Below are 24,811 nucleotides of genomic sequence, written 5' to 3'. Positions count from 1 at the left end.
AGGGGGTCAGGCGTCGAAGTTCACCTCCACGGCGTCGCCGACCGGATGCGACTGGCAGGCCAGCACATAGCCGGCCTCGAGCTCTTCCACCTCCAGTGCGAAGTTGCGGTCCATCCGCACCTCGCCGGTGACCAGCCGTGCCCGGCAGGTCCCGCACACACCGCCCTTGCACGCGTAGGGCGCGTCCGGCCGGTTGCGCAGCACCGTTTCGAGCACCGACTCGCCGCCCGCCGACGGCCAGCTCCCGGCGCGCCCGTCGAGCGTCGCCCGGACCACTGAGCCGGAGGGTATGGCGGCGGCACCGGCGGGGGCGGATGTCGCCGCCTCCACATGGAAGATCTCCTCGTGGATCCGGTTCCGCGGCACGCCGAGCCCGCGCAGAGCCCGCTCGGCGCCCTGCACCAGCCCGTACGGCCCGCAGAGGAACCAGCCGTCCACGCTGTCCACCGGCAGCAGCGCGGGCAGCATCCCGGTCAGCCGCTCCTGGTCGAGGCGACCGGAGGGCATCCCCGCCTGCTGCTCCTCGCGGGACAGCACGGTTACCAGCTGCAGCCGCTCCGGATAGCGGTCCTTGAGGTCGGCGACCTCCTCCAGGAACATCGTCGACGCGGCCGTCCGGTCGCTGCGTATCAGACAGAACCGCGCGTCCCGCTGCCGTGCGAGCAGGGTCGACACCTGGGAGAGCACCGGTGTGATGCCGCTGCCGCCGACGATCGCAGCGAAGTGGCCGGGCTTCGGCTCCAGGATGAAGCGCCCCGCCGGGGTCAGCACCTCCAGAACCTCGCCGGCCCGCAGCTCCTTGTGGGCGTAGGTCGAGAACTCCCCCGCCTCCACCAGGCGCACCGCCACCCGCAGCGTGTGCGGGCCGCCGTCGCCGTACGGCACCGGGTCGCAGACCGAGTAGGTACGGCGGATCTGTTCGCCGCTGTCGGTGAAGCGGCGGAGGGCGAGGTGCTGCCCGGCCGCGAAGCGATACTCCTCGCGCAGCTCCGGCGGCACATCGAAGGTGACGGCCACCGAGTCGTCAGTGAGCCGCTCGACCTCCGCCACGCGCAGCGGGTGGAAGGCAGCCATTCACAACTCCTTGAAGTGGTCGAAGGGTTCGCGGCAGCTCTCGCAGCGGCGCAGGGCCTTGCAGGCGGTGGACGAGAAGCGGCTGAGCAGGGTGGTGTCGAGCGAGCCGCAGTGCGGGCAGCGCACCGACAGCCCGACCGGCACCGGACCGCCGCCGTCCCTGGTCGGCCGGGGCGGGGCGATGCCGAACTCGGCCAGCTTGCGGCGGCCTTCGGCGCTGATCGCGTCCGTCGACCACGGGGGAGACAGGACGGTGCACACCGACACCTCCGGTATGCCGTGCTCCCGCAGCACCCGGGTCACGTCGGCGGCCATGGTGTCGATGGCGGGGCAGCCGGTGTAGGTCGGGGTGAGCTCCACTTCCACCCGGCCCGGGCCCAGGAGGTGGACGCCGCGCACGATGCCCAGCTCTTCGAGGCTCAGCACCGGCAGCTCCGGGTCCGGCACGGCGCCGACCGCTTGCCGCAGCCCTTCCTCCAGCGCAGTGGTGGTCACCATGACGCCCCCGGGTGTGCCCGGTGAAGATGCTGCATCTCGGCCAGCATCCGGCCGAAGGACTCAGTGTGGACGCCCTGGCGGCCCGCTCCGGCCGCCCAGGGGGTGCGGTCCGGGCCGTCCGGCATGGTCAGGGTGGCGCGGGCCACGACCTCGCCGATCGCCGCCAGCCACGGCTCGCGCAGGGCCGGGAGGTCGACGGGCAGCCCCTCCATCGGCTGGAACAGTTCGCCGGTGTACCGCCACAGGGCGTCCAGGGCGCGCTGCATCCGCTCATGGCTCTCGGGGGTGCCGTCGCCGAGCCGCAGCGTCCACTGCACGGCGTGGTCGCGGTGGTAGGCGACCTCCTTCACCGCCTTGGCGGCGAGCGCCGCCAGTCCACCCTGCTCCAATTCGCTCTGAGCTGTGGCCAGTTCGCTGTACATCAGCTGCTGGTACGTGGCGAAGTACAGCTGGCGGGCGATGGTGTGGGCGAAGTCGCCGTTGGGCTGCTCCACGAGCTGGACGTTGCGGAACTCGCGTTCCTCCCGCAGATAGGCGTGTTGATCCTCGTCCCCGGCCATGGAGAGCAGCGTCCGGGCCTGGCCCAGCAGGTCCAGGGCGATGTTGGCCAGGGCGACGTCCTCCTCCAGGACCGGTGCGTGACCGGCCCACTCCCCCAGCCGCTGGGCGAGGACGAGGGCGTCGTCGCCCAGCGCGATCGCGGCGGTCACAGGTACGCGGTTCATAGGTGGCGTACCCCTTCCGGGATCTCGTAGAAAGTCGGGTGGCGGTAGGGCTTGTCGGCTGCGGGCTCGAAGAAGGGGTCCTTCTCGTCGGGTGAGGACGCGGTGATCTGGGAGGACGGCACGACCCAGATCGACACGCCCTCGCCGCGCCGGGTGTAGAGGTCGCGGGCCTGGCGCAGGGCCATGGTCGCGTCGGGCGCGTGCAGACTGCCCGCGTGGCTGTGGCTCAGTCCGCGCCGACTGCGGACGAAGACCTCCCACAGCGGCCAGTCGGTTGCCGGGCTCATCGCGCTCCCCCTTCGTGCTTGGCGGCGTAGGCCGACGCGGCCTCGCGCACCCAGGCGCCGTCCTCGTGGGCCTGGCGGCGCTGGCTGATCCGCTGCTCGTTGCACGGCCCGTTGCCGCGGAGGACCTGCTGGAACTCCGTCCAGTCGATGTCCCCGTAGTCGTACGAACCGCGCTCCTCGTTCCACCGCAGGTCGGGGTCGGGGAGGGTGAGGCCGAGGATCTCGGCCTGCGGGACGCAGATGTCGACGAAGCGCTGGCGCAGCTCGTCGTTGGAGTGCCGCTTGATCTTCCACTCCATGGATTGGGCGGAGTGGCCGGACTCCTCGTCCGGTGGACCGAACATCATCAGCGACGGCCACCACCAGCGGTCCACGGCGTCCTGAGCCATTGCATGCTGCTCGGCTGTGCCACGGCTGAGGGTGAGCAGCAGCTCGTATCCCTGCCGCTGGTGGAAGGACTCCTCCTTGCAGATGCGGATCATCGCGCGGGCGTAGGGACCGTATGAGCAGCGGCATAGCGGCACCTGGTTGGTGATCGCGGCGCCGTCCACCAGCCAGCCGATCGCGCCGACGTCGGCCCAGGTCAGGGTCGGGTAGTTGAAGATCGACGAGTAGCGCTGGCGGCCGGAGTGCAGCTTGTCGAGGAGCTCGTCGCGGCCGACGCCCAGGGTCTCGGTGGCGCTGTAGAGATACAGGCCGTGCCCCGCCTCGTCCTGCACCTTGGCCATGAGGATGGCCTTGCGGCGCAGGGACGGCGCGCGCGTTATCCAATTGGCCTCGGGCTGCATGCCGATGATCTCGGAGTGCGCGTGCTGGGCCATCTGGCGGACGAGGGTGGCGCGATACGCGTCCGGCATCCAGTCGCGCGGCTCGATCCTGGAATCCGCAGCGACCGCCGCATCGAAGGCGGCCAGGAAGGCGGACTCCGTCGCCTCCTCCACCGCTGGTGCCGTTGTCATGCAGAGCCCCCTTGCTCCCGACCGACCGATCGTTCGGTCTGCTCGATCCCATGGTGGGCCGGGCCCCGGACGGTGTCAAGGTCAATCCCCGGCGGCCTGTGGACAACCGAGATAACCGGGATGGCTGTACTGCGGCTGTGTGGCATGAGTACCGTTCCGTGCGGAAAGCAACGCGGGGAACGAGGAGTACTGACGACATGGAGCCACCCGAGGACGTACGGGCACGACCGGGTGGTGGCAGCGGCGGCGTAGGCGCCCTGTCGCTTCCCTCCCGGATAGCGGTGGCGCTGGCCGTCGCCGCCGTGGCGGTCATGGTCGCCGTCCACCTCCTCGCCGTGTTCCTGCACGTGGCGCCGGAGAACACCATCACCACGCAGCACGGCGACCTGGTGGCGGAGTACATCTACCCCGAGTTCGAGCAGAACTGGAAGCTGTTCGCCCCCAACCCGGTGCAGCAGAACATCCACGTCTGGGCGCGCGCCGAGGTCCGCAAGGGCGACGGCAGCACCGAGACCACCGGCTGGGTCGACCTCACAGCGATGGACATCGCCGACATCCGGCACAACCCGGCGCCCAGCCACACCAAGCAGAACGAGCTGCGCCGGGCTTGGTCCTTCTACACCAGCACGCACGGCGACCAGAACCGCCCGATCGGCACCCGCGGCGAGATGAGCAGGGCGTACGTCCAGCGCATCGTCGAGACCCGTTTCGGCCCGCGCCTCAACGGAGGGGCCGTCGAGCGCGTCCAGGTCCGCGCGAGCACCACGCCGATCGCAGCGCCCCCGTGGAGCAACGAGAAGATCAACACAGCGACCAGCTTCCAGGTGCTCCCCTGGTGGCCCGTGGACACAAAGGAGGACGGCTCGTGAGTGAGCGGAGCATCGTTCCGTCCCCCTTCGCAGGCCTGGGAAGGGCCCTCGGCAAGGGCATCTCGGGCGGTCTGGCCCGGCTCACGGGTACGGCCATAGGCCGGTACCAGACGGCGGTCGTCCGGATGGGCTTCTCGCTGGCCTGGATGCTGTTCCTGCTGCGCGAGTGGCCGCACCGCCAGGAGCTCTACGGGCCGGACGGCGTGTGGAGCTGGGACATGGCGCACCAGCTCATCGCCGACAACCACGCCTTCTCCGTCCTGATGTGGACCCGCGGCCAGCTGTGGTTCGAGGTCGTCTACGCGGGCGCCATCGTCGCCTCCGCGATGCTGCTGCTCGGCTGGCGGACCCGCACCGCCTCGCTGCTGTTCATGATCGGCGTGCTGTCGCTGCAGAACCGCAGTGTCTTCGTCGGCGACGGCGGCGACAACGTCATCCACCTCATGGCCATCTATCTCGTCCTGACCCGCTGCGGTCAGGTCTGGTCGCTGGACTCGCGGCGCCGGGCCCGGATCGCGGAGAACAGCCGGGAAGACGGTCCGCAGGACAGCCAGGACGACGATCCGGAAGACGGCTCGGAACGGGGCCCGCAGCGTGACACCACCGGCATCGTGCTCTGGTCGGTGCTGGGCGCGGCGCTGGTGCTCGTCACCGCGCTCGGGCTGCTGAGCTGGGGCTGGGCGGTCATCTTCTGGGGCTTCTGGCTCGCGCAGGCCGTCTGGTGGGCCGTGAACCGTTACGCGCCCGACCGTGAGCCCCGGACCGTCCTGGACATCTTCGCCAACCTCGCGCACAACGGCACCCTGCTGGTGATCATCGTCGAGGTCTGCCTGATCTACGCCACCGCCGGCTGGTACAAGATCCAGGGCAACCGCTGGCAGGACGGCACCGCGCTCTACTACCCGCTCCACCTCGACGACTTCAGCCCCTGGCCCGAGCTGTCCCACGCCATGGCGAGCAGCGGCCTCATGGTCATGGTCATCACCTACGGCACGGTGATCGTGCAGGTCGCCTTCCCCTTCACCCTCTTCAACCGCCGGGTGAAGAATGTGCTGCTCGCGCTGATGATGGTCGAGCACGCCTCGATCGCGGTCGTGCTCGGGCTGCCGTTCTTCTCCCTCGCGATGATCACCGCCGACGCGGTCTTCCTGCCGACCGGCTTCCTGCGCTGGGTGGGCGACCGGGTCTCCCGGCGGGTGCGCCGTATGGGCGGCCGTACGGTCCCGGAGGCCGCGGCCGAGGCGGCGCCCGGGGCCGACGCCGGGGCCCAGGGGCAGCCGGAGCCCTCTGCCGATCCCGCCCCGTCTAACCTCGTGGGGTGACCAGCGACAACGAGGCGAAGACCGGCGCAGGTGAATGGCGTGAGCTGGCCCCGGGGGCTGTGCTCCTCGACGGCTTCCACGCGCTGAAGCACGCCCTGCGCTTCGGCGCGGATGTACAGCTGGCGGTCGCCGCTGACAAGGACGCGGTGCTCGGCCTCGCGGCCGAGCTGGCGGACGACCTCACCAATGCGCTCGCCGCGTCGCTCGTCGAGGTCCCGGCCGCCGTGCTGAAGGAGCTTGTGCCCAGGGTGCACCCGACCGGGGTCGCCGCGCTGGCGGTCAGGCCGAGCGAGCACGCCAACCGGAAGAGCCTGTCCCGGCTTCCCCGGCCAGCGCCGGTCGTCGTTCTGGACAACCCCCGCAACCTGGGCAACGTCGGAGCCGTGGTCCGCCTCGCCGCCGGCTTCGGCGCCACGGGCGTGGTCACCACCGGCGACCTGGACCCCTGGCATTCCAATGCCGTACGGGCCGGGGCCGGGCTGCACTACGCCACCGCCGTGGAGCGGCTCGGCATCGACGATCTGCCGCCCGGGCCGCTGCACGTCCTCGACCCGGAGGGCGAGGACATCCGGACCGTCGTCATCCCCGACGACGCCCTGATCGCCTTCGGCTCAGAGCGGCACGGCATCTCGGCGGAGCTGCGCAGCCGCGCGGACCGGCTGGTGGCGCTGCCCATGCGCCCCCAGGTCTCCAGCTACAACCTCGCCACCAGCGTGGCTATGACGCTGTTCCACTGGGACGGCGGACCTCGATGACCCGGAAACGGTTGGCGACGAACGCGCCGTCGCACAGGGCCGCGTTGGCGGCCGGATTGCCGCCCGAGCCATGGAAGTCGGAGAACGCCGCGGTCTGGTTGACGTAGACCCCGCCGGTCAGATTCAGCGACAGCTGCGCCGACTCGTCCCAGCAGGCCTCCTCGATCAGCCGCTCCACCTCGGGGGAGGTCGTGTAGGCGCCGACCGTCATGGCGCCCTTCTCGCGCACCGTGCGGCGCAGCAGCTCCACCGCGGCCTCCGGCGAGTCGACGGCGACCGCGAAGGACACCGGGCCGAAGCACTCCGTCATGTACGCCGCTTCGTCGTCGGGCTTGGCGCCGTCCAGCTTCACGATCACCGGGGTGCGGACCACGGCGTCGGGGAACTCCGGATTGGGCACCGCCCGCGAGGCCAGGGCGACTTCGCCGACCGACGGGGCGGCTTCCAGGCGGCTCTTCACGTCGGGGTTGACCAGGGCGCCGAGCAGGGCGTTGGCCCGGGCGTCGTCGCCGAGCAGGCCGCCCACGGCCGCGGCGAGGTCGGCGACCACCTCGTCGTACATCTTGTGACCGGCGTCGGTGTCGATGCCGTCGCGGGGGATCAGCAGATTCTGCGGGGTGGTGCACATCTGACCGCTGTAGAGCGAGAGCGAGAAGGCGAGATTGGACAGCAGGCCGCTGTAGTCGTCGGTGGAGTCGATGATCACCGTGTTGACCCCGGCCTTCTCGGTGAAGACCTGCGCCTGGCGGGCGTTGGCCTCCAGCCAGTCGCCGAAGGCGGTCGAGCCGGTGTAGTCGATGACGCGGATCTCGGGGCGCACCGCCAGCGTCTTGGCCAGGCCCTCGCCGGGCTGTTCGGCGGCCAGGGCGACCAGATTCGGGTCGAAGTCGGCCTCGGCGAGCACCTCGCGGGCGACCTTGACCGTGAGTGCGAGCGGCAGCACGGCCCGAGGATGCGGCTTGACCAGCACCGGATTGCCAGTGGCCAGAGAGGCGAAGAACCCCGGGTAGCCGTTCCATGTCGGGAAGGTGTTGCAGCCGATGACCAGGGCGATGCCGCGCGGCACCGCCTTGAAGTCCTTGCGCAGACTCAGCGGATCGCGCTTGCCCTGCGGCTTGACCCACTCCGCCCTCTCCGGGGTGCGGGTCTGCTCGGCGTAGGCGTACGCGATCGCCTCAAGGCCGCGGTCCTGGGCGTGCGGGCCGCCCGCCTGGAAGGCCATCATGAAGGCCTGGCCCGAGGTGTGCATGACCGCGTGCGCGAACTCATTGGTCCGCGCGTTGATCCGGGAGAGGATCTCCAGGCTGACCGCGGCCCGCGTCTCCGGGCCGGCGTCGCGCCAGGCCGGGAGGGCGGCGCGCATCGCCGGGAGCAGCACATCCGCATCCGGGTGCGGATACTCCACGCCCAGCTCGATGCCGTACGGCGACACCTCGCCGCCTGTCCAGCCGTCGGTGCCGGGCTGGTCCAGGTCGAAGCGGCTGTGCAGCAGGGCGTCGAAGGCGGCCTTGCCGGTCTCGCCGTCCCCGTACGCCTTGGGGTGCTCGGGGTACGGCGACCAGTACTCGCGAGTACGGATAGCGGCGAGGCCCTTGTCGAGGGTCTCGCGATGCCGTTCGATCAAGGGGAGAGCGGTGAGACCGGTGGGATCGGTGAGCTCGGCAGCCATGGGCCAACTCCTCGTCGAGCTGGTGCGGGCGGATGGGCAGGATGCTTCATGCTGGCAACACCGCTAGATTAACCGAATGTTCGGTCGGGACAAGAGGGGTCGGCCGAACCTGTGGATAACTCGCCGAGGAGCAGCTCCGCCATGACCGCGCCGGACCCGCTTGACCGAAGCAGCACGATCGCCGTCGTCGGCACGGGCACCATGGGCCAGGGAATCGCCCAGGTCGCCCTGGCCGCCGGTCACCATGTCCGGCTCTACGACGCCGCCCCCGGGCGCGCCGTGCTGGCCGAGCAGGCCATAACGGAGCGCTTCGACCGGCTGGTCGAAAAGGGCCGCCTGGACGCCGCCGCCAGGGACGCCGCCCGCGCCCGGCTGGCCCCGGCGGAGGAGCTCGGCGAGCTGGCCGGCGCGGAGCTGGTCATCGAGGCGATCCTGGAGGACCTGGGCGCCAAGCAGCAGCTCTTCACCGCCCTGGAGACCGTCGTCGGCGGCGACTGCCTGCTGGCCACCAACACCTCCTCCCTGTCCGTCACCGCCGTCGGCGCGGCCCTGCGCCGCCCGGGCCGCTTCCTGGGCCTGCACTTCTTCAATCCCGCTCCCCTGCTGCCGCTGGTCGAGGTGGTGTCCGGCGCCGCCACCGACGAGGCGGCGGCCACGGCCGCGTACGAGACGATGGTCGCCTGGGGCAAGACGCCGGTGCGCTGCACCGACACGCCGGGCTTCATCGTCAACCGTGTCGCCCGCCCCTTCTACGCGGAGGCGTTCCGCCTCCTTGAGGAGGGCGTGGCCGATCCCGCCACCATTGACGCGGTGCTGCGCGAGTGCGGCGGCTTCCGGATGGGGCCCTTCGAGCTGACCGATCTGATCGGCCAGGACGTCAACGAGGCGGTCACCCGCTCCGTATGGGAGTCCTTCTTCCAGGACCCGAAGTTCACCCCGTCGCTCGCGCAGCGGCGCTTGGTGGAGGCCGGGCGGCTCGGCCGCAAGTCCGGGCGGGGCTGGTACGCGTACGACGGCGCGGCTCGCCCTGAACCGCGTACGGCCGAACTGGAGAAGGCGCCCGCCGAGGTCACCGTGCGCCCGGGCGGGCAGGGGCCCGCCGCCGTGCTCCCCGAACTGATCGCCGAGGCGGGCATCGAGGTGGTGGAGGGCGCACCGGACGGCGCGTTCGACGGCTGCATCGAGCTGCCCGGCGGTGGATTGCTGTGCCTGGCCGACGGCGACCTCGCGACCGCCTTCGGCGACGACCGCGTGCAGTTCGACCTCGCGTTGGACTACCGCGCCGCCACCCGCATCGCCCTGGCGCCGTCCGACACGGCCCGCCCCGAGACGGTCCAGGCCGCGATCGGCCTCCTCCAGGCGCTGGGTAAGAAGGTCAGCGTCATTGACGACACCCCCGGCCTGATCGTCGCCCGTACCGTCGCCATGCTGGTGGACTTCGCCGCTGACGCGGTCGCCAAGGGCGTGGCGTCACCTGACGACATCGACATCGCGATGCGCCTGGGCGTCAACTACCCGCTGGGCCCCTTGCAGTGGGGCGAACTCCTGGGCGCGGACTGGGTCTGCGATTTCCTCAAGCTGATGCACACCACACATCCGACCGGCCGTTACGCGCCCTCTCACCTGTTGATCCGCCGCGCGGCCTCCCAGGAGAGGCTGCTGTAATCATGACCATGGCCCAGCGCGACACGTACACGCCCGAGACCCTCCTCGCCGTCGCCGTCGAGGTGTTCATCGAGCGCGGCTACGACGGCACCTCCATGGAGCACCTGTCGCGGGCCGCCGGAATCTCGAAGTCTTCCATCTACCACCACGTACGTGGCAAGGAGGAGCTGCTGCGCCGGGCCGTCGGGCGGGCGCTGGACGGCCTGTTCGGCATTCTTGATGAGCCCGGCGCACAGGGCGGGCGGGCGGTCGAGCGGCTGGAGTACGTTACGCGGCGCACCGCCGAGGTGCTGATGGCAGAGCTGCCCTACGTCACCTTGCTGCTGCGGGTGCGCGGGAACACGCAGACCGAGCGGTGGGCCATGGAGCGGCGCCGGGAGTTCGACCACCGCGTGACGGACCTGCTGAAGGCGGCGGCCGCGGAGGGCGATCTGCGCGCCGACGTGGACCTGAGGCTGGCGACGAGGCTGCTCTTCGGGATGATCAACTCCATAGTGGAGTGGTACCGCCCCAAGGACGACGGCGGCGGCCTCGAAAGCGACCAGGTCGCGGACGCGGTGGTGCGCCTGGCCTTCGACGGCCTGCGCAGGGCGTAGGCCCCGCCCGGGCGGACCGGGCCCGGCGCCTAGCTCAGGACCTGGTCGGTCTCCTCGAAGACCAGCAGGGTGCGGCTGCTCAGGACTTCCGGCACCGCCTGGATGCGGGTGAGGACCAGCTCGCGCAGGCTGCGGTTGTCGGGGGTGTGGACCAGCATCAGGACGTCGAAGTCGCCGCTCACCAGGGCGATGTGGGCGACGCCGGGAAGGGCGAGGAGCTTTTCGCGGACAGTTCGCCAGGAATTCTGGACGATCTTGAGTGTGATGTAGGCGGATGCGCCGTGACCTGCGCGTTCGTGGTCGACGCGGGCGGTGAAACCACGGATGACGCCGTCCTCGATGAGCCGGTTGATGCGCGCGTAGGCATTGGCCCGCGACACGTGGACGCGTTCGGCGACGGACCGTATCGAGGCGCGTCCGTCCTCCTGCAGGTATCGCAGGATCGCGCGGTCGATGGCGTCGAGAGGGCGCCCGGCCGGCGCGGTATCGGCCATCTGTTCATCTGTCACGCCCCCGAGCCTCCCTACCATGGACGTACTGGCTCCATCTCAGGCTGTGGAGAACCGTTTGTCCACAGGCGCAACCGACCTGTAGCCAAAATGCCTCCGACGACCGAACAATCGGTAGGGGAGCGATACCCGCTCTTCGACCCGGTGAGACCCGGGAAATCGAACACGCCCACGAGGAGGTGCTCGCGATGACCGTCCTGGACCAGCCCGTCTGGCACCCCCGCACCGAGCCCGCGCCGCTGCTGCCCGACGCGGAGCCTTACCGTGTGCTCGGCACCCCGCAGGCCCGCACGCTCGAGCCCGGTCTGCTCACCGAGCTGTACGGACGGCTGGTGCGCGGCCGCCGCTACAACCGGCAGGCCACCGCGCTCACCAAGCAGGGCCGGCTCGCCGTCTACCCCTCCAGCACCGGCCAGGAGGCCTGCCAGATCGCCGCCGCGCTCGCGCTCCGGCCGCAGGACTGGATCTTCCCCAGCTATCGCGACACCCTCGCCGTCGTCGCCCGTGGCGTCGACCCCGTCCAGGTGCTCACGCTGCTGCGCGGCGACTGGCATTCCGGTTACGACTCCCGCGCATGCCACGTCGCGCCGCTCAGCACCCCGCTCGCCACCCAGCTGCCGCACGCGGTCGGCCTCGCGCACGCCGCCCGGCTCCAGGGCGACGATGTCGTGGCCCTCGCCATGGTCGGCGACGGCGGCACGAGTGAGGGCGACTTCCACGAGGCGCTGAACTTCGCCGCCGTATGGCGGGCGCCGGTCGTCTTCTTCGTGCAGAACAACGGCTTCGCCATCTCTGTGCCGCTCGCCAAGCAGACCGCCGCGCCGTCCTTCGCCCACAAGGCCGTCGGCTACGGCATGCCGGGCCGGCTCGTCGACGGCAACGACGCGGCCGCCGTCCACGAGGTCCTCACCGAAGCGGTGCGGCAGGCCCGGGAAGGCGGCGGCCCGACGCTGGTCGAGGCCGTCACCTATCGGATCGAGGCGCATACGAACGCCGACGACGCCGGCCGCTACCGAGACGACGCCGAGGTCGAGGCATGGCGTGACCGCGACCCGATCGCCCTGCTGGAACAGGAGTTGCGGGCCCGGGGGCTGTTCGACGAGAGCCTGGTCAGCGAGGTCGAGGACGACGCCGAGCGGATGGCGGCCGACCTGCGCGACCGCATGAACGAGGACCCGGCCCTGGATCCCATGGACCTCTTCGCACACGTCTACGCCGAGCCGACCCCCCAGCTCAGGGAGCAGGCCGAGATGCTGCGCGCCGAGCTGGACGCGGAGGCCGGGTCATGACCACCGCTCTTGCCACCGCCCGTGCCACCGCGCGAAAGCCCGCCACCATGGCGCAGGCGCTCAACCGCGCCCTGCGCGACGCCCTCGCCGACGATCCGTCGGTCCATCTCCTCGGCGAGGACATCGGCACCCTGGGCGGCGTCTTCCGCATCACCGACGGGCTCGCCAAGGAGTTCGGCGACAGCCGCTGTACGGACACACCGCTGGCGGAGGCCGGCATCCTCGGCACGGCCGTCGGCATGGCGATGTACGGGCTCCGGCCGGTCGTCGAGATGCAGTTCGACGCCTTCGCCTACCCCGCATTCGAGCAACTGGTCAGCCATGTCTCGCGGATGCGGAACCGCACGCGCGGCGAGCTGCCGCTGCCGCTCACCATTCGCGTGCCGTACGGCGGCGGCATCGGCGGGGTCGAGCACCACAGCGACTCCTCCGAGGCGTACTACCTGCACACACCCGGGCTGCACGTCGTCACCCCGGCCACCGTCGCGGACGCGTACGGGCTGCTGCGCGCCGCCATCGCCTCCGACGACCCCGTGATCTTCCTGGAGCCCAAGCGCCTCTACTGGTCCAAGGCCGACTGGTCCCCCGACGCCCCGGACGAGGTCCCGGGGATCGGGCAGGCCGTGGTCCGGCGCCCGGGCCGCTCGGCGACGCTCATCACGTACGGGCCCTCGGTGCCGGTGTGCCTCGAAGCCGCCGAGGCGGCGGAGGCGGATGGCTGGGACCTGGAGGTGCTGGACCTGCGCAGTCTGATGCCGTTCGACGACGAGACGCTCACCGCGTCGGTGCGTCGGACCGGCCGCGCTGTCGTCGTCCACGAGTCGGCCGGCTTCGGCGGGGCGGGGGCGGAGATCGCCGCCCGGGTGACCGAGCGCTGCTTCCACCATCTGGAGGCGCCCGTGCTGCGGGTCACCGGCTTCGACATCCCGTATCCGCCGCCCATGCTCGAACGGCACCATCTACCCAGCGTCGACCGGATTCTGGACGCGGTCGCCCGCCTCCAGTGGGACGAAGGGGGTGCGTGATGCCCGTCGTCCGTGAGTTCCTCCTCCCTGACCTGGGAGAAGGGCTGACCGAGGCCGAGATCGTGCGCTGGCTGGTGGGGGTCGGCGATGTCGTCGCCATCGACCAGCCCGTCGTCGAGGTCGAGACAGCGAAGGCAGTGGTGGAAGTGCCCTGCCCCTACGGGGGCGTGGTGACCGCGCGGTTCGGTGAGGAGGGCGAGTCGCTCGACGTCGGACGGCCTCTGATCACCGTCGCCGTCGGGCCACGGGAGACCCCCGGGGACGACACCTCCGGCAACGTTCTGGTCGGCTACGGCACGGGTGCGCCCGCGGCGCGGCGGAGGCGAGTGCGGGGTGCGGCTGTCACGGCCGGCGTGGCCGTCGCGGCCCCTGCGGCGAACGGCACCCGGGTCGACGGTCCCGTGGCCGTCATCTCGCCGCTCGTACGGCGTATCGCCAAGGAACACGGTGTTGATCTGCGGTCCTTGGCCGGGTCGGGCCCCGACGGGCTGATCCTTCGCGCCGACGTCGAACGGGCGGCTGTCAAGGCGCCGGCTCCCGCCCCCGACGCTCCGCGCGACAGCTCCCGCATACCCCTGCGCGGGATGCGCGGTGCCGTCGCGGAGAAGCTCAGCCGGAGCCGCCGCGAGATACCCGACGCCACGTGCTGGGTTGACGCCGACGCGACCGAACTGCTGGCCGCCCGCGCCGCGATGAACGCCGGTGCGACGACCAAGGTGTCCGTGCTCGCCCTGCTCGCACGGATCTGCACGGCCGCGCTGGGCCGGTTCCCCGAGATCAACGCGACGGTGGACGTCGAGCGGAACGAGATCGTACGGCTGCCGGCCGTCCACCTCGGCTTCGCCGCGCAGACTGAGCGCGGGCTGGTCGTGCCTGTGGTGCGGGATGCGCAGGCGCGGACCGTCGAGGGGCTCTCGGAGGAGATCGGGCGGCTCACGGAGGCTGCGCGGGCGGGATCCTTGACGCCGGCGGAGCTGACCGGAGGGACGTTCACGCTGAACAACTACGGGGTGTTCGGGGTGGACGGGTCGACGCCAATCATCAATCACCCGGAGGCGGCGATGCTTGGCGTTGGGCGGATAGCGCCGAAACCGTGGGTGTGGGAGGGGGAGTTGGCGGTGCGGCAGGTTGTGCAGCTGTCGTTCACCTTTGACCACCGGGTGTGCGACGGAGGGACCGCCGGGGGCTTCCTGCGGTTCGTGGCGGACTGCGTGGAGCGGCCGGCGACTCTGCTTCGGAACGTATAGCTTCCCCCGTCAGACGGCCCGCCGAAAGAGTCGGCGGGCCGTCTGCGAGATTCGCTTATTCGACGATTACCGTCAAACAAGCTTTCGGTTGCTTACTCACAACCGCATTCCATGGTTAGGCGACGCTGTCATACGAGTATCCGCAGAACGGCGGTTGCCGAGGTTGTCATTATGTCACCAGTCGATTCTGTCGTCTTTGGGCAGTCGATTTAAACGAATGACTGCCCCTCGGACTCGGGAGTCCTAAATGCCTTGAATATGGATTCAGACCGTCAGGAGGACCTTGCCGATGTGGTCGCTGGCTTCGAGTACGCGGTGGGCTTCGGCGGCCTCGGACATGGGCAGGGTGCGGTCCACGACCGGGCGGACGGTGCCGGCTTCGATGAGGGGCCAGACGTGTTCGCGGACGGCGGCGACGATGGCGGCTTTTTCGTCGAGGGGACGGCCGCGGAGGGAGGTGGCGGCGATGGCGGCGCGTTTGGCGAGGAGCTTGCCGAGGTTGAGCTCGGCTTTGACGCCGCCCTGGAGGCCGATGATGACGAGGCGGCCGTTGGCGGCGAGGACGTCCACGTTCCGCTCGAGGTATTTGGCGCCCATGATGTCGAGGATGACGTCGGCGCCGCCGTAGGTGCCGCGGACGGCCTCGACGAAGTCCTGCTCGCGGTAGTTGATGGTGAGGTCGGCGCCCAGTTCGCGGCAGCGGGCGAGCTTGGCGTCGGTGCCGGCGGTGACGGCGACCTGGGCGCCGACGGCCTTGGCGAGCTGGATGGCCATGGTGCCGATGCCGCTGGAACCGCCGTGCACGAGCAGGGTCTCGTCGGGGCGGAGGTGGGCGACCATGAAGACGTTGGACCAGACGGTGGCGGTGACCTCGGGAAGGGCGGCCGCGGTGACCAGGTCGACGCCCTTGGGGACCGGTAGGAGCTGGCCCGCCGGAACGGCGACGCGCTCGGCGTAGCCACCGCCCGCGAGCAGCGCGCAGACCTCGTCGCCGACGGCCCAGCCGGTCACGCCGGGGCCCAGCGCGGCGATCCGCCCGGAGCACTCCAGGCCCGGGTACGGCGGGGCCCCGGGGGGCGGGTCGTAGAAGCCCTGGCGCTGCAACAGGTCGGCGCGGTTGACGGCGGCGGCCGCGACATCGATCAGGACTTCGCCCTCGGCCGGGACGGGATCGGGGACCTCGGCCCATACGAGCGCTTCGGGGCCACCAGGTTCGGGGATGGTGATCGCATGCATGGAACTGACGCTATGCGCTCGTGCGCCGGATGGCGATGATGCGGTCGGTGATCTCCAGCCGAGCTGCCTCCGGGTCGTCGTGGTCGAGCAGCCGGTGCCCGCGCTTGACCGACACGACCAGATCGCGCAACTCGCGCGGGGCGCGTCCGACCTCGTCCTTGGTGACGGGACGTTCGATCAGGTCAAGCCCACTGCCGTACGTGATCAGGTCCTCCGTCACCCGCCCAGCGCTGGGGCTGAGCATCGACATGCCGAGGATGCGGCCCGCCGAACTCGAGCTGGTGATGACGGAGTTCGCGCCGGACTGCCGCAGCAACGGCGCGTTCTCCTCCTCCCGTACGGAGGCGACGACCGTCGCATTGCTTGTTGAGCTGCCGTGCGGTCAGCGTGACCAGCACCGCCGTGTCGTCGCGCTGCGTCGCGATCACGACGTCCTTGGCCCGCTGCGTCTCCGCCCGCAGCAGTACGTCATTGCGCGTCGCGTCCCCCGTCACGCCCGCGAACCCGGCCGCCGCCGCCTCGACCGCCTTCGGATCCGGGTCGACCACCACGATCTGCTCGGCCCGGATGCCATGTCCGACCAGAGTCTTGGCGGCCGACCGACCCTTCGTGCCATATCCGACGATGACGGTGTGGTCGCGCACGGTGGACCTCCAGCGCTGCTGCCGGTACTGCTCGCGGGTGCGCTCGGTGAGCACTTCGAGGGTGGTGCCGACCAGGATGATCAGGAAGAGCACCCGCAGCGGCGTCACAAGCAGCACATTGCTCAGCCGGGCGCCGGTGCTGTACGGGACGATATCGCCGTAGCCGGTTGTCGAGAGGGTGACCGTCGCGTAGTAGACGGAATCCACCAGCGACACCGCGCCGTCCGCGTTGTCGTGATAGCCGCCCCGGTCGGCATAGACGATGGCCACCGTCGCGACCAGGCACAGCAGGGCGTACAGCAGCCTGCGCACCACCTGCCGCAGCGGCCCCGCATGGGCACGCCGCGGCAGCAGCAGGGCTGCGCCGCCCGTGCTCATGCCCCCGCCCCCCGCTCAACAACCACCGGTGCCCACGGGGCGAGTGAGCCGAAGCGGAGCGGTCGCTGTCGAGACGGGAGAGTGCCCCCACAGTGACTCAGCGCAGCGGAGGCGAACTGAGCCCACAAAAAAGGGGAATCCGGATCCCAGCCGCATGGCCCAGCCCCGGGGCACGGGCCGTTCGGCGCGCGCCCACCCCTCAACTCCCGCCTCCCCACGCCGCGTCCAGCACCACCGTCTGCGCGCCCTCAGCCGAGCCGCCGGGCGGGATGACGGCCATGCCGTCGGCGGCGGCGATGCCGCGCAGCATGGCGGGGCCGTTGAAGTGCAGCGGAACGACCCGCGAGTCCTCGTCGAAGACGACCGGCACGAGGCGGGTGTCGGTGGGGTGCCCGGGGACGGCGGCGGTGAGCCGGGCGGCGTACGGGATGGGCGCGGGCCGTCCGCCCAGCCTGCGCAGCAGCGGCGCGGCCAGGGTCAGGACGCCGGAGACGGCGGCGAGCGGGTTGCCGGGCAGGCCGACCAGGTGGCCGCCGGCGGGCAGTTCGGCGAGCAGCATGGGGTGGCCGGGGCGCACCGCAACGCCGTCGACCAGCAGCTTGGCGCCGGCGCGGTCGAGGACGGGGTGGACGAAGTCGACCGGGCCGCCGGCCGTGCCGCCCGTGGTGATGATCAGGTCGGCGGTGGAGCCGGTGACGGCCTCGTAAAGGATGTCCGCGTCGTCCACGAGCCGCCGGGGCGCGGTCACTTCGGCCCCCAGTGCCCGCAGCCAGGCGGGCAGCAGCGGCCCGAGGGCGTCCCGTACGCGGCCGCCGCGCGGCAGGCCCTGGTCCAGCAACTCGTCGCCCAGGACGAGGATGTCCACCCGGGGCCGGGTCGTCACCGCCAGCACGTCGTAGCCGGCCGCCGCCGCGAGGCCGAGCGCGGCCGGGGTGACCAGGGCGCCGGTGGTGAGGAGTTCGTCCCCGGCGCGGCATTCCTGGCCACGCGGGCGTACGTCCTGGCCGGGTTCGGGCGCGCCGTGGGTGGCGTGAAGGGTGCGGCCCGCGGCGTCAGTGACTCCGTGCTCGCTGCGCAGTACGGCAGTGGCGCCGGGCGGCAGGGCGGCCCCGGTGGCGATCCCGACGGCGTGGCCGTCCGGCAGGGGCTCACCGGGGCGCTGGCCGGCCAGCAGTTGCCCGGCGAGCCGCCAGGGGCCGGGTCCGGCCACGGCCCAGCCGTCCATGGCGGAGGTGTCGAAGGACGGCAGGTCGGTGAGCGCGGCCAGCGGCTCCGCCAGGGCGTGCCCCAGCGCTTCGCTCAGCGGAAGCGTGGTTCTGGCCAGCGGCGCCCCGGCGCGGCGGGCGATGCGGCGAGCCTCGGGCCAGGCGGTGGCGGCACCGGCGGAAGCGGCGGCGTGCGCGGCGGGAACGGCAGGCTGAGCGTTCGCGAGGGCCAGTGCCTGGTCCAGCGCGTGAAGTTCGGCGTCGCGTGAGCCCGGTGAGGTGTTCACGCGGTCGACGATTCCCCGGCCGAAGGGCCCTCGGCCGACGACCCCCCGGACGACGACCCCGACGACCCTGACGACTCCGCCGACCCCGACGACTCCGCCGACCCTGACGACTCCGCCGACCCCGACGACCCCGACGACTCCTTGGCCCAGCGCTCGGCCAGCGCGGCGGCCTTGCGGGACGCCTCGGCGACGGCTTCCGGGCCGCCGCCTGCCTGAGCGGCCGCGTAGCCGACCAGGAAGGTGGTCAGCGGGGCGGCCGGGCGGGCGACGCCGTGGGCGGCATCCCTGGCCAGGTCCAGCAGAACGGAGATGTCGACGTCGAGATCGATCCCGAGGTCGGCCTTGGCTGCGGCGATCCATTCATCCAACACGTTCCCATGCTCCCTGATGTGGGCCCTTGCTGTGGAGAGATCATCCCAGGTGTCGCAGTCGAACGACGCGTTCCCGGTCGGGTCCGGCAGCCGTCGCAGCGCCAGCTCGTGCGTCAGCATCCGCAGCGGCAGCCCGGCGACCCCGCCGTGCTCCGTGGCGATCAGCGCGAGCTCGCGGCGCAGCGCCTCGGTGCGATAGGCGGCGGCGAGCGGCTGGTCGCGGCCGCCGGGGTCGGTGAGGACGACGCCTTCGTATGACGGCTCGGCGGCCAGCTCGGTGAGCAGTGCGTGGACTGTCGTACGGGTCAGAAAGGGCAGGTCGGCGGCGAGCAGCAGGACGTACTCGGCGGTGACCGCGCGCAGTCCCGCCCCGAGTGCCGCGAGCGGGCCGCCGCCCGGCGGGTCCTCCCGGGACCATTGGACCGGGCGCGGGGTCGGCCGACGGGGTCCGACCACGACCGTCGTCCCGGCTCCCGCGCACGCGTCGAGCACTCGGTCGATCAGCGCTCGCCCCGCGACGGCGAGGCCCGGTTTGTCCGCCCCGCCGAGGCGCCTGGCGGCGCCGCCTGCGAGAACGACTGCGTCATACGCTGCGTGCTTCATCCCGTGAGTGTGACTCCTGCGGGGCGCAAACGGCAGGGGTGTGTGAGCCTGCTGGTATGAAGTGGGATATATCGGGCGTACGACTGGCCACGGGCGCGCTGGCCGTGGGTGCGGTCGCCGGTGCCGTGGTGGGTGCCGTCCCCTCCTCCGGCCCCCCGCACGCGCCGCCCACCCCCCTGGCCGGCGACCGGGCGGCCGTGGGCCGGGAGCACCCCGGACGGCCCCAGGAGGGCGCCTTGCGGGTGCCCGTCGAGCCGGATGCGGCAGAGCCCGTACTCACCACCCCGGACGCGGGAAACGGGCGTGATTCGAACTCGGACCCCACAAGGGCGGAGTCGGGCAGTGAGCTGGCGCTCGAAGTGCTGCCGCTGGGGGTGGGGCTCACCCTGATGGGGGCCGGGCTGGGGTTCGTCGGCCTGCGACTGCGTCGGGGCCGCTGAGTCGAGCCCTGTGCGTGCCGCTGAGTCACCGCCGCCGGTGCGTCGCCGCTCAGTCACCGCCTGTGCGTCGCCAGTGAGTCGCATCCTCCGGCCAGCCGGCCAGCACCGCATCCTGGCCTGCGCAGCTTGCCGGAGGTGTACATACTCGGTATACATACTCGGTATGTCGATCCGTCACGGCCTTCTGGCCCTCCTAGACCGAGGCCCTCGCTACGGCTACCAACTGCGGACGGAGTTCGAGTCACGCACCGGCGCAACCTGGCCGCTCAACGTCGGACAGGTGTACACGACGCTCGCCCGGCTCGAGCGCGACAGCCTGGTCGTACCCGCCGGGGAGGACGACAGCGGACACGCGCTGTACGCGATCACGGACAAGGGCCGTACCGAGCTGCGCGAGTGGTTCGCGAGGCCGGTGGACCGGAAAAGCCCGCCACGGGACGAGCTGGCCATAAAGCTGGCGATGGCAGTGGGGTCGCCCGAGGTCGACATCCGGGCGGTGATCCAGGCACAGCGGCTGCACACCATCCGGGCAATGCAGGACTACACACGGCTGAAGGCGCAGGCCATCGAAACGGGCCCGACCACCCGGGACGAGGTCGCGTGGCTGCTGGTGCTGGAGCAGTTGATCTTCTCCGCCGAGGCCGAGGCCCGCTGGCTGGACCACTGCGAGGCACGGCTCGTACGCCTCGCCGAGTCGATCGGGCAGGCCGACGACGACGCCCCCAAGCGTCAGGCGGACAGCACGGACTCCGCCACCCACCGCCCGGCGCGTCGCTGAGACCGCGGGGCCCACACACATCAGCACCATCAGTAGGGGGAAACACCCATGCAAAAGGATCAGCCCGTCCTGCGCTTGCAGGAACTGACCCGGGTTCACGGCAGCGGGGCGACCGAGGTGCACGCGCTGCGGGGGATCGACCTGGACGTCTTCCCGGGTGAACTCGTGGCCGTGATGGGCCCGTCCGGCTCTGGCAAGTCCACGCTGCTCACGATCGCCGGCGGCCTGGACACGCCGACGTCCGGCAAGGTCCTGGTCGAGGGCACGGACATTACGACGGCGTCCCGCAAGCAGATGGCCGCACTGCGCCGCCGCAGCATCGGCTACGTGTTCCAGGACTACAACCTGATCCCGGCGCTGACCGCCGCCGAGAACGTGGCGCTGCCCCGCGAGCTGGACGGCACCTCGGCCCGCAAGGCGCGCCGGGAGGCGCTCGCCGCGCTGGAGGAGATGGGCCTCGGCCAGCTCGCGGACCGCTTCCCGGACGAGATGTCGGGCGGCCAGCAGCAGCGGGTGGCCATCGCCCGCGCCCTGGTCGGTGACCGGCGCCTGGTGCTGGCGGACGAGCCGACCGGTGCGCTGGACTCGGAGACCGGGGAGTCGGTGCTGGGGCTGCTGCGGGCGCGGTGCGACGCGGGGGCGGCCGGGGTACTGGTCACCCATGAGCCGCGCTTCGCGGCGTGGGCGGACCGGGTGGTGTTCCTGCGGGACGGCTCGGTGACCGACACGACGCTTCGCTCGCAAGCGGAAACGCTTCTGCAGGGCGGGGTGGCCGCGCAGTGAGCACTCCCTTCCACGCCTGGCGAGCGGCGATACGGATCGCCCGTCGCGACGCCTGGCGCTTCAAGGGCCGCAGCGCGCTGGTCCTGAGCATGATCGCGCTGCCCATCGTGGGCGTGAGTGCCGTCGACATCACCGTCCGCAGCTCCGACCTGACCATGGAGCAGCAGCTCACCCGGGATATCGGAGCGGCCGACGCCCGCCTGAACGGCACCGGCATTGCCAATATGCCGATCTACCAGGGCCTGAAGGACCACGAGTACGCACAGGTCGACGAGAAGGCCCCGTACCGGTCCGAGCCCACCGACATCACCAAGGCCTTCCCGGCCGGCGCGCGGACGCTGGAGGACACGAGCGGCTCGGCCAAGTCCCGTACGACGCACGGCCTGCTCGACGTCGACATACGTGAGCTGAAGGCCGCCGACCCGATGGCCGCCGGGATCATGACGCTCAAGCAGGGACGCTTCCCGGCGCAGGCGGACGAGGTGGCCGCGACCACCGAGTTCCTCAAGCAGAGCGGGCTGAAGGTCGGCGACGAGGTGAGCTTCCGGGACTTCGACCGGAAGTACACCGTCACCGGCTCCTACGAACTCCCCGACTTTCTCAAGGACGCGCAGCTCAACGCCCTGCCGGGTGCCCTCCTGGCCCCGTACGCGAAGGCCCTCACCGCGAAGGGCCTGTCGTCCCCCGACGCCACGGTCTCCTACCTCGCCGACGTCAAAAGCAGCGATGGTTTCACGTGGAACATGGTGAAGCAGGCCAACACCAAGGGCGTCTACGTCACTTCGCGCGCCGTCAAGCTCGACCCGCCGGCCCGTTCCGAGGTGGCGCTGTACGTCAAGCACCCCGAATACGGCGCCACATCAGGCAACAGCCTTCCCGCCAACACCGCGCTGCTCGCCACGACCGCGACCGTCGTCGGCCTGGCCATGCTGGAGATCTGCCTGCTCGCCGGGCCCGCCTTCGCCGTGGGCGCCCGGCGGTCGCGCCGCCAGCTCGGTCTGGTCGGCGCCAACGGCGGCGACCGTCGGCACATCCGCGCGATCGTGCTGGCCGGCGGCGGGGTCATCGGCGCCGTGGCGGCCGTGACCGGCACCGCGCTGGGGCTCGGCCTGACCGTACTGCTGCGGCCGTTCCTGGAGGAATACGCGGGCCAGCGCTTCGGCGGCATCGAGATCCGCCCCCTGGAACTGCTCGGCATCGCGCTGCTGGCCCTGGTCACCGGGCTGCTGGCGGCGATCGTGCCGGCCGTGGTCGCCTCCCGGCAGAGCGTGCTGTCCTCACTCACCGGGCGGCGCGGGATCCGCCGGGCCAATCGCGTGCTGCCGGTCTTCGGCGCGGCCGCGGTATGCCTGGGCACGGGCCTCGCCTTCATCGGCGCGACCGACACCGACAACGTCCTCGCGGTGGGCGGTGGTTCGGCCATCGCCGAACTGGGCATCGTCGCGCTCACTCCGACCCTGGTCGGCCTCTTCGGCCGGCTCGGGCGCTGGCTGCCGCTGTCCCCCCGCCTCGCGCTGCGCGACGCCGTACGCAACCGGGGCCGCACCGCTCCCGCGGTGGCCGCGGTGCTGGCCGCGGTCGCGGGTACGGTCGCCATCGCCACGTACGCCGCCAGCAGCGACCAGGAGTCCAGGGACGGATACACCGCGTACCTTCCGAACGGCACGGTCAGCCTGAGCGTCGACACCGCCGGAAGCCGGGAGCTGCCCGCGGTCAAGGCCGCCGTGGAGAAGGACCTCCCAGTCGCCGGGGTGGCGGACTTCAGCCGGATCGTGGTGGGCGAGAAGACCTGCGACGTGTGGTCGTCCGACACCGGCTGCGGCTACAGCGAGCTGGTCACGCCCAAGGCCAGCCAGTGCCCGCTGTACGACGAGCGCAATGGCAAGTTGTCCACCGCCCAGAAGCGTAAGTGGGCCAAGAACTGGCGCTGCGCCTCGACCAGCCGGCCGGTGGCGGTGGACACCTCGGACGGCATCCTGGTCGGCGACGCGAGCATCCTCAAGGCGCTCGGCGTCCACGACACGGCAGCCGAGAAGGCGCTCGCCGACGGCCGGGCGGTGGTCTTCGACAAGCGGCAGGTCGACAAGAACGGCAGGATCACCCTCGCGCTGATCAAGGACTACTCGGACGAAAACACCGCCGAGAAGTCCCCGCACAAGACCTTCGTCGCGTACCGGCCCAAGACCGGGAAGACCAACGGCTACGGCGTCACCGCCGTGGTGTCGCAGGCCGCCGCCAAGGCCGCCGGGGTGCGCACCGTCCCGTACGGGATGATCGTCAGCACCAGCCGGATGCCCAGCAGCACCGAGCGGCAGACCCTCGACGGGGCGATGGACAAGCTGGGCGTACAGGCCAACATCCGGGTCGAAGAGGGCTACGTCAGCAAGAACAGCGTGATCATGCTGGCCCTCGCGATCTTCGCCGGCCTGGTCACCATCGGCGCCGCCGGTATCGCCACCGGCCTCGCCCAGGCCGACGCCGAACCGGATCTGCGGACCCTGACCGCTGTCGGCGCGCCCCCGCGCGTACGCCGTACGCTGTCCGGCTTCCAGTGTGGCGTGGTGGCCGCGATGGGGGTGCTGCTCGGTTCCGCGGCCGGCACCCTGCCCGCCGTGGGGCTGCGCAAGGCCGAGGAACGGCAGGCGCTGAAGATGTACCACGAGTCCCTCGACCATGGCTGGGGCCTCAACACCCTGCCGCACACGCCGATCGTGGTGCCGTGGGCGACCCTGGCCGCCCTGATCGTGGCCGTACCCCTGGGCGCGGCGCTGCTCGCGGCGCTGGTCACGAGGTCGCGCTCCGAGCTGGCGCGTCGCGCGGAGGGCTGAGCCGCCGGATTGCGCACCCGCTGCCGACCCGTCCCCAGCAGTAGGCTGGGGGAGGGTCGGCGGCGGCCCCGAATCCCGGGGGCCGACCGGCGCGAGGCACGCGCAGAGGATCGGTGACAATGGACGGCATGGAGATGCCGATGAACGAACGGTCGCAGGAAAGCCCGCAGGTCCTGGTCGTCGGGCAGGACGGGATGGCCCTCGGAGGCGTCAAGCCTGGCGGCGGCGATCAGCAGCGCGAGGTTCCCGTGACAGAGATGGTCGAGCAGCCGGCCAAGGTCATGCGGATCGGCAGCATGATCAAGCAGCTCCTGGAGGAGGTTCGCGCGGCACCTCTTGACGAGGCCAGCCGTGTGCGTCTTAAGGAGATCCACCGCAGCTCCGTGAAGGAGCTCGAGGACGGGCTGGCGCCCGAGCTGGTCGAGGAACTGGAAAGACTCTCCCTCCCGTTCACCGACGAGACCATCCCCACCGAGGCCGAACTCCGTATTGCCCAGGCTCAGTTGGTGGGCTGGCTGGAAGGCCTCTTCCACGGGATCCAGACCGCTCTGTTCGCCCAGCAGATGGCCGCCCGCGCCCAGTTGGAGCAGATGCGCCGAGCTCTGCCGCCGGGTGTCGGCGGGCACGAGGGTGTCGAGGGGGACGGCGCCGGCAACCAGGGCGCCCGCTCGGGGCCGTATCTGTAGGGGTGTCGGCAGGGACGGGACGCAGGACGTATCCCTAAGAGGGGCCCGGCACGTGGACAGCGTGCCGGGCCCCTTCGTCCTGT

The 24,811-nt window shown here is 71.3% G+C and carries 23 protein-coding genes and 1 pseudogene; 13 read left to right on the top strand and 11 right to left on the bottom strand.

Going from position 1 to position 24,811, the window contains the following annotated elements; genetic code table 11:
* Positions 1 to 6: 6 nt before the first annotated feature.
* Genes EFK10_RS03105 through paaA form a run of 5 tightly spaced genes read right to left on the bottom strand, consistent with a single transcriptional unit; the run spans position 7 to position 3,543 of the window.
* Complete coding sequence (locus EFK10_RS03105) at positions 7 to 1,074, bottom strand: 2Fe-2S iron-sulfur cluster-binding protein (RefSeq protein WP_127354239.1); 1,068 nt, start codon at positions 1,072 to 1,074, stop codon at positions 7 to 9.
* A complete protein-coding gene (paaD, locus tag EFK10_RS03100; protein ID WP_127354238.1) occupies positions 1,075 to 1,572 on the bottom strand; it encodes a 1,2-phenylacetyl-CoA epoxidase subunit PaaD in 498 nt (165 codons plus the stop codon).
* Positions 1,566 to 2,282: a 1,2-phenylacetyl-CoA epoxidase subunit PaaC gene (gene paaC, locus EFK10_RS03095; protein ID WP_206305281.1), complete on the bottom strand. Its 717-nt coding sequence runs from the start codon at positions 2,280 to 2,282 to the stop codon at positions 1,566 to 1,568. The genes paaD and paaC overlap by 7 nt, the downstream gene beginning before the upstream one ends.
* Before the next feature lie 11 nt (positions 2,283 to 2,293).
* Positions 2,294 to 2,584, bottom strand: a complete 291-nt coding sequence (paaB, locus tag EFK10_RS03090) for a 1,2-phenylacetyl-CoA epoxidase subunit PaaB (RefSeq protein ID WP_127354236.1) — start codon at positions 2,582 to 2,584, stop codon at positions 2,294 to 2,296.
* On the bottom strand, positions 2,581 to 3,543 hold the full coding sequence (paaA, locus tag EFK10_RS03085) for a 1,2-phenylacetyl-CoA epoxidase subunit PaaA (RefSeq protein WP_127354235.1): 963 nt from the start codon (positions 3,541 to 3,543) through the stop codon (positions 2,581 to 2,583). Before paaA ends, paaB begins: the two co-directional genes overlap by 4 nt.
* 197 nt (positions 3,544 to 3,740) lie before the next feature.
* Between paaA and EFK10_RS03080 the strand changes: the two genes are divergently transcribed.
* From EFK10_RS03080 to EFK10_RS03070, 3 genes are read left to right on the top strand one after another with little or no spacing between them, the layout of a single operon-like run.
* The gene (locus tag EFK10_RS03080; protein ID WP_127354234.1) at positions 3,741 to 4,412 is read left to right on the top strand and encodes a DUF5819 family protein; all 672 of its coding nucleotides are present in this window, start codon (positions 3,741 to 3,743) and stop codon (positions 4,410 to 4,412) included.
* Complete coding sequence (locus tag EFK10_RS03075) at positions 4,409 to 5,734, top strand: HTTM domain-containing protein (RefSeq protein ID WP_407646991.1); 1,326 nt, start codon at positions 4,409 to 4,411, stop codon at positions 5,732 to 5,734. Before EFK10_RS03080 ends, EFK10_RS03075 begins: the two co-directional genes overlap by 4 nt.
* Complete coding sequence (locus tag EFK10_RS03070; protein ID WP_127354233.1) at positions 5,731 to 6,489, top strand: TrmH family RNA methyltransferase; 759 nt, start codon at positions 5,731 to 5,733, stop codon at positions 6,487 to 6,489. The genes EFK10_RS03075 and EFK10_RS03070 overlap by 4 nt, the downstream gene beginning before the upstream one ends.
* Here the strand turns inward: EFK10_RS03070 and paaN are convergent.
* Entirely contained in the window at positions 6,452 to 8,158 is a 1,707-nt protein-coding gene (gene paaN / locus EFK10_RS03065; protein WP_127354232.1) for a phenylacetic acid degradation protein PaaN, read from the bottom strand. The genes EFK10_RS03070 and paaN overlap by 38 nt on opposite strands.
* Before the next feature lie 141 nt (positions 8,159 to 8,299).
* Here paaN and EFK10_RS03060 point away from each other — a divergent pair, with 141 nt between their 5' ends.
* Both EFK10_RS03060 and EFK10_RS03055 read left to right on the top strand, forming a co-directional pair.
* The gene (locus EFK10_RS03060) at positions 8,300 to 9,823 is read left to right on the top strand and encodes a 3-hydroxyacyl-CoA dehydrogenase (RefSeq protein WP_127354231.1); all 1,524 of its coding nucleotides are present in this window, start codon (positions 8,300 to 8,302) and stop codon (positions 9,821 to 9,823) included.
* A 2-nt stretch (positions 9,824 to 9,825) separates the two neighbouring features.
* Positions 9,826 to 10,419, top strand: a complete 594-nt coding sequence (locus tag EFK10_RS03055) for a TetR/AcrR family transcriptional regulator (RefSeq protein WP_127354230.1) — start codon at positions 9,826 to 9,828, stop codon at positions 10,417 to 10,419.
* A gap of 29 nt (positions 10,420 to 10,448) precedes the next feature.
* On the opposite strand, the gene EFK10_RS03050 is transcribed toward EFK10_RS03055, so the two are convergent.
* Complete coding sequence (locus EFK10_RS03050) at positions 10,449 to 10,949, bottom strand: Lrp/AsnC family transcriptional regulator (protein ID WP_206305280.1); 501 nt, start codon at positions 10,947 to 10,949, stop codon at positions 10,449 to 10,451.
* A gap of 167 nt (positions 10,950 to 11,116) precedes the next feature.
* Here EFK10_RS03050 and pdhA point away from each other — a divergent pair, with 167 nt between their 5' ends.
* Genes pdhA through EFK10_RS03035 form a run of 3 tightly spaced genes read left to right on the top strand, consistent with a single transcriptional unit; the run spans position 11,117 to position 14,489 of the window.
* Positions 11,117 to 12,217 (top strand): pyruvate dehydrogenase (acetyl-transferring) E1 component subunit alpha, encoded by a 1,101-nt coding sequence (gene pdhA / locus EFK10_RS03045; protein WP_127354229.1) that lies wholly within the window; start codon positions 11,117 to 11,119, stop codon positions 12,215 to 12,217.
* Positions 12,214 to 13,242: an alpha-ketoacid dehydrogenase subunit beta gene (locus tag EFK10_RS03040; RefSeq protein WP_127354228.1), complete on the top strand. Its 1,029-nt coding sequence runs from the start codon at positions 12,214 to 12,216 to the stop codon at positions 13,240 to 13,242. The genes pdhA and EFK10_RS03040 overlap by 4 nt, the downstream gene beginning before the upstream one ends.
* Positions 13,242 to 14,489 (top strand): dihydrolipoamide acetyltransferase family protein, encoded by a 1,248-nt coding sequence (locus EFK10_RS03035; protein ID WP_127354227.1) that lies wholly within the window; start codon positions 13,242 to 13,244, stop codon positions 14,487 to 14,489. The genes EFK10_RS03040 and EFK10_RS03035 overlap by 1 nt, the downstream gene beginning before the upstream one ends.
* 264 nt (positions 14,490 to 14,753) lie before the next feature.
* On the opposite strand, the gene EFK10_RS03030 is transcribed toward EFK10_RS03035, so the two are convergent.
* The 4 genes and pseudogenes from EFK10_RS03030 to EFK10_RS03015 form a co-directional block, all read right to left on the bottom strand.
* Positions 14,754 to 15,725, bottom strand: a complete 972-nt coding sequence (locus tag EFK10_RS03030; RefSeq protein WP_127354226.1) for an NAD(P)H-quinone oxidoreductase — start codon at positions 15,723 to 15,725, stop codon at positions 14,754 to 14,756.
* 10 nt (positions 15,726 to 15,735) lie between these two features.
* A pseudogene (locus tag EFK10_RS03025) lies at positions 15,736 to 16,747 on the bottom strand (potassium channel family protein).
* Positions 16,748 to 16,946: 199 nt separating this feature from the next.
* On the bottom strand, positions 16,947 to 18,239 hold the full coding sequence (locus tag EFK10_RS03020; protein WP_240676953.1) for a molybdopterin molybdotransferase MoeA: 1,293 nt from the start codon (positions 18,237 to 18,239) through the stop codon (positions 16,947 to 16,949).
* The gene (locus EFK10_RS03015; protein ID WP_127354225.1) at positions 18,236 to 19,213 is read right to left on the bottom strand and encodes an NTP transferase domain-containing protein; all 978 of its coding nucleotides are present in this window, start codon (positions 19,211 to 19,213) and stop codon (positions 18,236 to 18,238) included. Before EFK10_RS03015 ends, EFK10_RS03020 begins: the two co-directional genes overlap by 4 nt.
* Positions 19,214 to 19,269: 56 nt before the next feature.
* On the opposite strand from EFK10_RS03015, the gene EFK10_RS03010 reads away from it, so the two are divergent.
* From EFK10_RS03010 to EFK10_RS02990, 5 genes are all read left to right on the top strand, one after another.
* Positions 19,270 to 19,653, top strand: coding sequence for a hypothetical protein (locus EFK10_RS03010; RefSeq protein ID WP_127354224.1), 384 nt, complete (start codon positions 19,270 to 19,272; stop codon positions 19,651 to 19,653).
* 163 nt (positions 19,654 to 19,816) lie between these two features.
* Positions 19,817 to 20,431, top strand: coding sequence for a PadR family transcriptional regulator (locus EFK10_RS03005; protein WP_127354223.1), 615 nt, complete (start codon positions 19,817 to 19,819; stop codon positions 20,429 to 20,431).
* Between the two features lie 48 nt (positions 20,432 to 20,479).
* Positions 20,480 to 21,214 carry an ABC transporter ATP-binding protein gene (locus EFK10_RS03000; protein WP_127354222.1) on the top strand — a complete coding sequence of 245 codons (735 nt, stop codon included), beginning with the start codon at positions 20,480 to 20,482 and terminating at the stop codon, positions 21,212 to 21,214.
* Positions 21,211 to 24,042 carry an FtsX-like permease family protein gene (locus tag EFK10_RS02995; RefSeq protein WP_127354221.1) on the top strand — a complete coding sequence of 944 codons (2,832 nt, stop codon included), beginning with the start codon at positions 21,211 to 21,213 and terminating at the stop codon, positions 24,040 to 24,042. The genes EFK10_RS03000 and EFK10_RS02995 overlap by 4 nt, the downstream gene beginning before the upstream one ends.
* 128 nt (positions 24,043 to 24,170) lie before the next feature.
* A complete protein-coding gene (locus tag EFK10_RS02990; RefSeq protein ID WP_127354220.1) occupies positions 24,171 to 24,728 on the top strand; it encodes a bacterial proteasome activator family protein in 558 nt (185 codons plus the stop codon).
* Positions 24,729 to 24,811: the final 83 nt, after the last annotated feature.

Source organism: Streptomyces soli (assembly GCF_003999195.1).
GTDB lineage: Bacteria > Actinomycetota > Actinomycetes > Streptomycetales > Streptomycetaceae > Actinacidiphila > Actinacidiphila soli.
Note: the sequence above shows the minus strand (reverse complement) of the source record. Positions and strands in the feature narration are given on the sequence as shown.